General features: G+C 63.1%; 3 protein-coding genes. All 3 read right to left on the bottom strand.

What is annotated here, in order from left to right:
• Positions 1-517, bottom strand: a 517-nt coding sequence (locus Q0602_RS12170) for an NAD(P)(+) transhydrogenase (Re/Si-specific) subunit beta (RefSeq protein ID WP_298843567.1), incomplete at its 3' end; no start/stop codon positions are given.
• A gap of 18 nt (positions 518-535) precedes the next feature.
• Entirely contained in the window at positions 536-2,107 is a 1,572-nt protein-coding gene (locus Q0602_RS12165; RefSeq protein ID WP_298843564.1) for a Re/Si-specific NAD(P)(+) transhydrogenase subunit alpha, read from the bottom strand.
• 553 nt (positions 2,108-2,660) lie between these two features.
• Complete coding sequence (locus tag Q0602_RS12160) at positions 2,661-9,902, bottom strand: malectin domain-containing carbohydrate-binding protein (RefSeq protein WP_298843561.1); 7,242 nt, start codon at positions 9,900-9,902, stop codon at positions 2,661-2,663.
• Positions 9,903-9,942 lie beyond the last annotated feature (40 nt).

Here is a 9,942-nt window from a genome sequence, read left to right as displayed (position 1 = left end):
TCCTGCCGGCCAGCTTGCCGAACGCCACCACCGAGCCGGTGAACGTCACCGCGCCGATGAACACGCCCAGCACCACCTCGCCCTGCAGAAAGGCCAACTCCGCCGGCGTCTTGTGGGCCAGCGTCGAGGCGAACGCCGACAGGCCGTCGAAGGAGACGCCGGCCGCCTTGATCGCCATGACCCGGGCCCGTTCCAGCTCGGCGTTCCAGCCGATGAACACCGCCGCCAGCCCGACGAAGCTGTGAAGCGCCGCTACCAGTTGTGGCATTTCGGTCATCTCGACCTTGCGTGACAGCCACGCGCCGGCCAGACCGCCGATCAGCATCATCGGGATCATCCAGCCATAGCCGCCGATCAGCGGTCCCAGCGCGGTGAACAACACCGCGATCGCCATGCCGACGATGCCATACCACACCGCGCGCTTGGCCTTCTCCTGATTGCTCAGCCCACCCAGCGAGAGGATGAACAGGACACTCGCCGCGATCGCCGCGGCGGAAACGAACTCGTGTTGCAACATTGCCTTTCTCTCCGCGGATCAGGATTTCTGGAACATGGCGAGCATGCGACGGGTCACCAGGAAGCCGCCGACGATGTTGATCGACGCGATCAGCACCGAGATGGCCGCCAGCAGCGTCACCAGCCCGCTGCCCGAGCCGATCTGCATGATCGCGCCCAGGATGACGATGCCGGAGATGGCATTGGTCACCGCCATCAGCGGCGTATGCAGAGAGTGACTGACGTTCCAGATCACCTGGAACCCGACGAAGCAGGCCAGGACGAAAACGATGAAGTGCTGCATGAACGAGGCCGGGGCGACCATGCCCAGCAGCCACATCAGCACGCCCCCGGCGGCCAGGATGCCGACCTGGCGCTTGCTCTGGGCCAGGAAGGCGGCGTGTTCGGCCGCCTTTTTCTCCTCGGGCGTCGGCTCCTTGACCTTCTCCTTGGGCCTGGCAGCCGCGATCGCCTTGACCTTGGGCGGCGGCGGCGGGAAGGTGACCTCTCCGGCATGGGTCACCGTCGCGCCGCGGATGACGTCGTCGTCCATGTCATGGACGATCACGCCATCCTTCCCCGGCGTCAGGTCGGTCAGCATGTGGCGGATGTTGGTGGCGTAGAGCAGCGATGCCTGGGTCGCCATGCGCGAGGGGAAATCGGTGTAGCCGACCACGATCACGCCGTTGTCGGTGACGATGCGCTCATCCATCACGGTCAGATCGCAGTTGCCGCCCTTCTCGGCGGCCAGGTCGACGATCACCGAACCGGGCTTCATCGCCGCGACCATGTCTTCCAGCCACAGCTTGGGTGCCGGCCGGCCGGGAATCAGCGCAGTGGTGATGACGATATCCACCTCCGGCGCCTGCTCGCGGAACAGCGCCAGCTGCTTCTCGCGGAACTCGGGGCTGGAGGGCGCGGCGTAGCCGCCGGTTCCGGAACCGTCCTGGCTCTCCTCGAAGTCGAGAAACAGGAACTCGGCACCCATCGATTCGATCTGTTCGGCGACTTCCGGGCGCACGTCGAAGGCGCGCACCACGGCCCCCAGGCTGGTGGCGGTACCGATGGCCGCCAGACCGGCGACGCCGGCGCCGACGATCAGCACCTTGGCCGGCGGCACCTTGCCGGCCGCCGTCACCTGCCCGGTGAAGAAGCGTCCGAACTGGTTGCCGGCTTCGATCACGGCGCGGTAACCGGCGATATTGGCGGTACTGGAGAGCGCATCCATCTTCTGGGCCCGCGAGATACGCGGCACCATGTCCATGGCCACCACCGTCGCCCCCTTGGCACGACAGCGTTCGAGACTGTCCTCGTTCTGCGCCGGCCAGAAGAACGTGATCAGCGTCTGCCCTTCCCGCAACCGCTCGATCTCCTCGGCCACCGGCTCGCGTACCTTGATCACGACCTCGGCATCGCGCCACAGCGCATCCGCGCCCTCGACGACGCTGACGCCGACGTCACGGTACGCTTCGTCGCTGAAGCCGGCGAGCACGCCGGCACCACTCTCGATCAGGCACTCGTGCCCTAGCTTCTGGATCTGCTGCGCGCTCTCCGGCGTCAGCGCAACGCGCGCTTCCCCCCTGGCGAGCTCCTTGGGCGCCCCTATCCTCATTCGTTGGTCTCCCGATAGTCAGTCATGCGCCGAAACGCCTGTTGCTTGAAACGGGGAGCGGTCGGTCGATGATTAATTGCCGATAGCACGCCTGTCCCGGGCCATGGACCGAAACAAGGCGGGACGTCGCGTCATCGTTCAGCTCGAACCGTTGTGGCAGGTGCGTACAGTTTTCCGGAGATCCACCAGGCTAATCAAGCGATTGGGAGAGAAACCAACCCGATCAATATTTTATGGCAGGCATAACCAAAGCGTTATGTTTAAAACTTCCATCAAGCTTTTGTTTTCTCGATTAAAAACGGGATCCACGATTTCCGTTATCAAACTTATAATGAATGGCTTATCGCTGACAAAAACCGACTCGGCCACCTGCCGCGCCAGAATGGATACGATAGAAAACACGCGCCACCCCGTTCCCGCCCCAAGGCGAGATGGGAGAAGCGCGTCTTCTGCGACATCTGCAGCGGAATCTCACACCCGATGTCCTGTCTACGGCAGAATGTCACCCGGCCATGGCGGCGATTCACCGCTTGCTCTACCGGTAACCCCCTCTTTATAAGACAGCCGTTTCGACGACATCGTTGATTCCAAGCAGCCCGACTTCATCACTGCCTGACGAAATATCCATCGGATCGATCTCCCTGTTGCCGGACGCGGCAATGGCGGGATTGCCAGGCGCCGGCAGGTACGCTGCCGCGTTGATCGAAGGATCGGCACCTGCGCTATCGGCCATCGTCATGGCAAGCGTCGGGGCGGTACGACCACCGCCGGCCGCTTCGACATATCGGGTACCTCCAGCGCCCTCCACCTTGACCGTAATGACATCTCCCGCGTCGAGCCCGTCCTGAGCGATAAGCGAGTTGATCTGATCCGCCAGGTCGACACCCACCGTGATGTTCTCGCCATCCTGCCACGTCCCGGAAGCCTGCCATACTTCCTGTTCCGGGAGATAATTTCGCCCGGTAACCGAGCCGAACCCACCACCGTCGAGGGTATTTTCCACGGAGAAGGTCAGGGTCGTGTTCGCCGAGTGGGTCCTGTCCGATACCCAGTTGATGACCGCACTGCTTATGGCGTCCCCGTTATCGAGACTGACATCATCGGGTACGGTAAATTGCATGCCGACAATATAGGATCCAATTTCGAGGTCAGGGCTGGAGAGACTGAAACCCTGCTCGACATCGTCGCTGGCTTGCTCGACCGCGGCGATGAAGAGATCATCGAACTCCCCCTGCTCTTCAGGCAGCACCACCAGATCAAAGCCCGTCGTAGCGGAAGCCCCCTCTTTATCGACGACCTGCACCTGCAGCGAATAGGTGCCTTCGCCAGACGTCGGCACTCCCGAGAAAGTCTTCGTCTGAGCATCGAACAGGACCCCAGCGGGAAGGTTCAGGGCTTCGTAGCTCAGCTCATCACCATCGAGATCGACAAAGACATCATCGGGAATCTTGAATACGAACCCATCTTCGAACTGGATTGTCTGGTCGTCCATCGCGTTGTTGACGAAGGGCTCGGTATTGGCCGGGTTGCTGCCATCGACCGGGCTGCCGTTGGAGATCAAGTAGACGGGTCGCGAGACCGGACCCAACGCCAGCCCCTGGGAGCTATTCGGGTCGTCGATGACCGATGCGACGAAACCGAGCGGGAGCGTGTCGTCTCCACCAAAGCTGGACGTACCGTTGAGGAAATCAGCGTAGTTGAATGCCTGTGAAACGTCGGCCGTGCCGCTCGCCCCGAGTTGCACATCGACGATCTGGAACTCCGCTGCATTGTTGGCCGGGAAGGTCTTGTCAGCCAGACGCTCCTCGACGGTATCGGCGATACCGTTCTGGTCGTTGGCGACCGGCTGATGCCCCTTGGTCATCACCACCCTGACCCATTCGCCCGCCGGGCCGCTGACGATGACGGACGGGACCGCCCCGCCATAGGTGCCTTGGCCGCCGGACGATACCCCATTGACGGACAGCTCCGCGGTCAGATTCATCGGTGCCTCGGTAATCCGCACCTGCGCTCCCGCCTGGCTGCCGTCACTCATCAACTGGCCGCTGGCCGTGCTGCCGTCGGTGAACTTGATGTAGACGTTGGAGCCGATGAGCTCTGCGCCGGAAACGCCCCCGACATCCCAGGCCGGGAGCGAGCCGGTATCGACACCCGCCGCCCCGCCCTTGTTGAAGCCGGCAATGGAGTTGGGGTCCATATCCCCGCTGAAGCCGACCACCTCGCCATTGGTGAAGCCGCCGTCGGCCGTCGCGGAGAACTTCACCAGGGCGCCCCGGAAGCCACCGTTATCATTCGGATTGGACGGATCGGGATCGGTGCCCGGCAGGAAGTAGTGCTCGTAGCCGCTGGGCTGGATGGCGCCGGTATTCCCGTCGCTGTTGATCGCCCAATCCTTGAACGCGGCGTCTCCTCCCTTGCCGTCGGGGTCGAAGACGCTATCGCCGTACAGGGCCGTGGTGACATCGAAGAAGACGGCGGCGATCTTCTTGTCGCCGGTATTCTGGACCTTGAACGAGTCGTTGCCGTAGTTCGAGTACTGAACATTGTCGTTGCCCGGTGTCACCGTCACCAGCGCCGAGCCGAGTTCGCCTTGCCCATAAGTGTCGCCGAGGTCGAGAGTGGCCGCGGCGAATATCTCCTCGATCTGCGTGGCAGGTGCCGGCGGTGTGCCCGTATCGTCGGTTTCCGTCGGCGTGATCTCGAGATAGTCATAGCTGGCATCGAAGTTCGGACCGCTGCCGATAGAGGTCTGGGTGACGCCTACCCCGAAGGTTGCGCCCTCGGTGACGATGGCCGTATTGAGCGGCCCGTCCGGTAGCGCCAGCGCCGGCAGCGCGGTCGACCCCAGCGCCTGCCCCGAGGCGTCGAGGAAGGTCATGCTGCCCGAGAAGGTCGCCACCTCGTTGGCCACGCTGGCGTCGAGCGCAATGACGACGTCGGCAATCTGCGCGACATTGACACCGCTGGGCAGGCCGAAGGCCTGCTTGGTCTGCACGCCGCCATTTTCGTAGGAGTACTCGATCTGCTGGCCGCCGCCGACATTGCCGAAGGTGACCTTCAGGTACTCGTCCTGGCTGAGGCTGACATTCATGCCGAGCTGCGAGTACTGCGCCGGCAGCGTCGGGAAGGGGTTGCCGAACTTCAGCGAAGCGCTGAAACCGCCTCCCCCGGCCACGTTGGCGTAGTAGTTGTCGTTGGCATTGTTGCCACCACCGGCATCGCCGTCAGTCGCCGCGATGATCAGGTTGCCGTCGGCAATCGTGGCGCTACCCGTCTCCTCGGCGGTGGTTCCCGAGCCCTCGGTCACGCCGTCGAAGAGTGTCTCGAGCGTATCGCCATCATTGAACTCCAGGTTGAGCGTGGATGCGTCCATATCGGTATCGTCCTCGGTAACACTGCCGGTTGCCATTGCCGATCCGGCAGCGATGGCGAAAGCGGAGTCATCGACACCGGTCAGGACGACCGTGACACGCTCCGGACCGTCATCCCGATCATCGTTGCCAACGTCCACCGTCAGTGCCCCGACGCCGTCTTCGAAGTTCACCGTACGCGTCTCGGAGGCGCCATTGACGGTCAGCGCCAGGTCGACTTCGCCACTGAAGCCCTCCGAGGCGCTCAAGCCGAAGCTCAACGAGGTCGTACCGTCATCGCCGCTCTCCACCGCCGGCTCGGCATCGAGGATGGCGAGCGTGATCTGCGGATCGGGCTGCCGGGGCAGGTCCGGCGAGGTCACGTTGAGATGCTCCCAACTGGCCTGGAAGGAGCCTACCGGGTTGCCGTAATCGGTCGAGGTCACCCCGACGGCCGTCTCTCCGTCAGGGTCGGTCAGGTTGGCCAGTACCGCAGCCGGCAGGGTTTCCGTGGCTGCCGTCGCGAAACCCTCGGTCGGCTCGGCACGCAGGCCGCCAAGAACGTTATCGTTGGCATCGAAGAGCGTCGCGATTGGCGTTACGGTGCCCGCGGCCTTGTCGATGGAGAGCGTGAGCTCGACCTTGGCGATATCCGTCAGGCCTTTCGAGGCATCGCTCAGCATCTCCTCCAGGCTGATCTTGGTGTCGATACTGCCCCTCGACCACAGCTGTACCACCGTGCCACCGTTGCCGCCGAACACCAGCTTCAGCAGCTGATTGTGGTTCTGGGTGCCCAGGCCGAAGACGATCCCCTGCTGGGCATAATTGGGCACGGTGGAGGTGTCCAGCCCCTGCGCCGCGAACGCCTCGGGGAAGGGATTATCGAAGCGTGACGAGATGTTGATCACGTTGAGAGATGCGCTGCCCAGCGCCACGTGCTTGATGAAGTCATTGGCGCTGGGGTTGGCTGCCTGGGACATATCGCCGTTGGAGGTCCATACGATCAGCTCGCCGCCTTCGACGGTCGTCACCACGGAGTCGTCCGAGACATTGCCCAGAGTGCCGTCGAACCCGCCCTCCTCGAGCGGCGATCCGGAAGTCTCGAAATCCAGCGCGAGGATGACCCCTTCGCTCGAGTAGCTGGCATAGACCGAGCTGGAGGTCACGCCGTTGCCGTTGTCGTCCCCGTCGACCACCGCATTGGCACCGACCGTGGCGGTAACGGTCCCGGTCTGCCAGCCGCCGTCCGGCGCATCGAAGGTATAGGTGGCGACGCCACTGGCGCTATCGTAGGTGGCCTGCGCGGGAGAGACCGGCGCACCACCGGCCGAGGATGACACTGTCACGTCACCGGTATCGATCTGCGCCTGCGCGATGGCGTCATCGTCGGTGTATCGAACGCTGACGACCACTTGCCCATCGCTCGCTTCCGGCGTGTCGATCGCCAAAATGCTGGCGACCGGCACGTCGCCAGCGACGGCCTGATAGATGGCTATGGCGTTGAAGCCCGGCTCGCCGGTGTCCGCTGTGACGCCAATCACGATCCTGCCGTCGGTGACGACGACGTTCTTGGTCAGGACGACCGGCTTGTCGGCGCCGCCCGCCTGGGTGAAGGCATCGAAGTTCTCAGCGAATGTCTCGCCCTGGATCGTGTAGTCGCCCTGGCGCTGTCCCGCCTGGGACTGGTAGAGCTCGGCGAAATGCAGTTCGACGACATAGACGCCGTTGGGCACGTCATAGGTGGCGGTGTACGAACCGGAGGAGGAGTCCCGATAGGTATGATAGGCGGAACCGTCGAGATCGATCCCCCCGCTATTGCTACCGGTGGTTCCCGCCTTGCCGTCGATATTGTTGCCGGTCTTGGTGTTTGGCGAGTAGTAGTCGGGATCGTCCGCCTCGAGGTCGATGCCCAGAATCGGATCGTCGCTGATCGCACCGCCGTAGGTGTGCTTGTCATCGCCTTGGAGGCTGTTGTCGATGGAGTCGCTCGTCGCACCGACATTGATGGCACGTTGCAGCGCGCCTTTGACCAGACTGTCCAGGTTCGTGACGATGAAGGCATCGGTCTCATAGGCAGCAACGCCGAGCCCCGCGGTATCGGTGTAGCTGCCGGCGGCAACGCCCACCTCGAACGAACCGCTGCTCCACGCGTTACTGTTCGGCGGTGGAGAGATCAGGTACTGGATCGTGGCCGTCCTGCCATCGTCACTGAGTCTGATCGCGTCGCTACCGGTCGCCAGCGAGACGCCGCCAGGCGTATAGCCGGTAAAGATCAGCTCATCGCCGCTGATGGACGCGACATCGATGCCGGCGTTGTCGGTCACCACCACCGTGGCCAGGATGGGGCTGTCGTTGTCGAGCGGCTGGTCGAGCGCGATCGAGACGACTTCCGGCGGTGTCGTGTCCGCGATCTCGTCGCCGAAGCCGTTGATCTGCAGGTTGTTGAAGTTGACCGGCGCCAGCGGCGCACCTTCACTGGTTTCGGCAAGAAAGCCAAAAGCCGCTCCCGATGACAGCTGGGTATCGCCATCATCGATGGTGTGCGAGCCGGTCAGCACGTCCTGCAACACCCCTTCGGGCAGGGTGAAATCCCCCAGCGGCAAATCGGTGAATTCGTCCTGATCATTGAGACGATAAGCGGCATGCAGGGCGAAGCCGTTTGCCATGTCGATTTCGAGGCGCAGTTCGATCTCGGTGGTTCCGCCAGCGGCCAGCGCCGGCAAGCCGACCTGCGCCAGGGCCTGGTAGTTGCTGTCGCCGATCTCGTAGCCGACCTCGAAACCCGGCTCGCCATTCACCTCGCCGAACACCAGGCGCACGAAGTTGGCCTGGGTGCCGTCACCGAACAGGATGCCGGTGAGCTGCCCCTCCGCCACGCCGCCTGCCGTGGGGATCCAGTTCTGCACCTGCGTGGTCGCGACCAGGCGCTGCACATCGTCGCTGGGATTGACCCCCACATGCATGGCATCACGAACGCCATTGTCCGAGCCGACCACGCTTCCGGGGACCACGTTCTTGATCTGGAAGATCGGCGCGTTGGCACCGGGAATGATATTGCCACCGTTATCGAAAAGCCCCGGGATACCCTGATCGGGATTGGCGTCCTGGTTGGGCGTCGAGCCATCCAGCGCCGCCCCCATCAGACCGGTATCTCCAAGCGTTCCCGGATAAGGCGCCTCGGTCGGTTGAAAATCCAGGACGATGGCCTTGCCAGGCGTGAGTGCGAGGCCATTGGTGGCGCTGTACTCGAAGGGGTCGTGAATATTGTCGACGCCATCGAGATCATGATCCGTCGAATCGCTGACTTCCGATCCTGCCAGCGGCACGGCGCCATTGTTCGGCTGCAGGATCTCGACCTTGGTCCCGCTGCCGCTGTAGACGGAGGCCCAGACCGAGCCACGGAATGCCGATTGGTTGTCCCAGGCGGAGAGGTCGTCACCGATCGAGGTCAGTCCCAGGGGACTGCCGGTCAACTCCAGGGTGATTCGATCGGCCGCTTTCGTCGCTCCCGAACCGCCTGCGGTCTGCATCACGCCGTTCTCGTCACGGCCCATCACGATCAGATCGCCGCCGTTGTACTGGGAGGCCAGTATCGCCCCCGACATCTTGACGTTGTCGGTATCCAGCACGGTCGAGGTGTACTCGGTCAGGCCGTTGATCGATCCGAGACCGGAATCGAGCGCGCCATCGGTGTAGCCGCCTTCCAGATAATTGCCTTCGATGGGGTTGAGCGTGGCCACCACCTCATCGAAGTCCGCGGGTATGCCAGCTTCGCCCAGCACGCTGGATCCCTGGATGCTCGACGGATTGCCGGGGTTGCCGCTGACCGGGTAGGCATTGCCATTCTCGGTGATGTAGTACAGCTCGCCCGGGGCCACGCCGATCACGCGACTCGTCAGTTGCCCGGCACCGACTCCACCGGGCGCGTTCTCGACGGTGGTGAACCAGTCGATGACCGCATCGTAATGATCCTCGGACACCAGCAGGAAAGCGTCCTCGACCCCGTCCTTTGGCGTAAACAGCAGACCGGCTTCGCCCCCGCTGGCGCGGGTGGGATTGGGGTGCCCTCCATAGACCAGGGTCAGAGGCTCAGCAAAATCCGGGTGCGTCATGCTGTAAGTCGCGGCCCCGCCCTGTCCGGCGGAGAGGATGCGTCCGGCAAGATCGTCGGAACGCGTGATTTCATGGAACTGGTCGTAATTCTTGGGGTTCCAGCCGTTCTCGAGATTGATGGTGTCGCTGCCGTTACCGTCGCCATTGTTCAGGTTGGTGGCGATGTAGCCGGCTTGCTGCGCGGTGTCCTTAGTACTGCCGTTATCCCCTGCTTCACCGATGGGCCGGCCACCCCAGCTGTTGTTGGCGCCGTTGTCGTAGGTCCAGACACGTCCGTCCTCGGTGACCTCCACGTCATAGGCGTTGCGGTATCCCGGCGAATAGATCTGCACCGGACCGTCGGGGTCGATCTTGCCGCCATTGAATCCATCG

Source organism: uncultured Salinicola sp., from assembly GCF_937921195.1.
Lineage (GTDB): Bacteria > Pseudomonadota > Gammaproteobacteria > Pseudomonadales > Halomonadaceae > Salinicola.
The sequence above is the reverse complement of the archived record's forward strand: the minus strand, read 5'-3'. Positions and strand labels throughout refer to the sequence as shown.

Bases quoted from the DNA above. Each gene is read 5' to 3' on its own strand.
- Q0602_RS12165 (WP_298843564.1), bottom strand. From the start codon at position 2,107: ATGAGGATAGGGGCGCCCAAGGAGCTCGCCAGGGGGGAAGCGCGCGTT.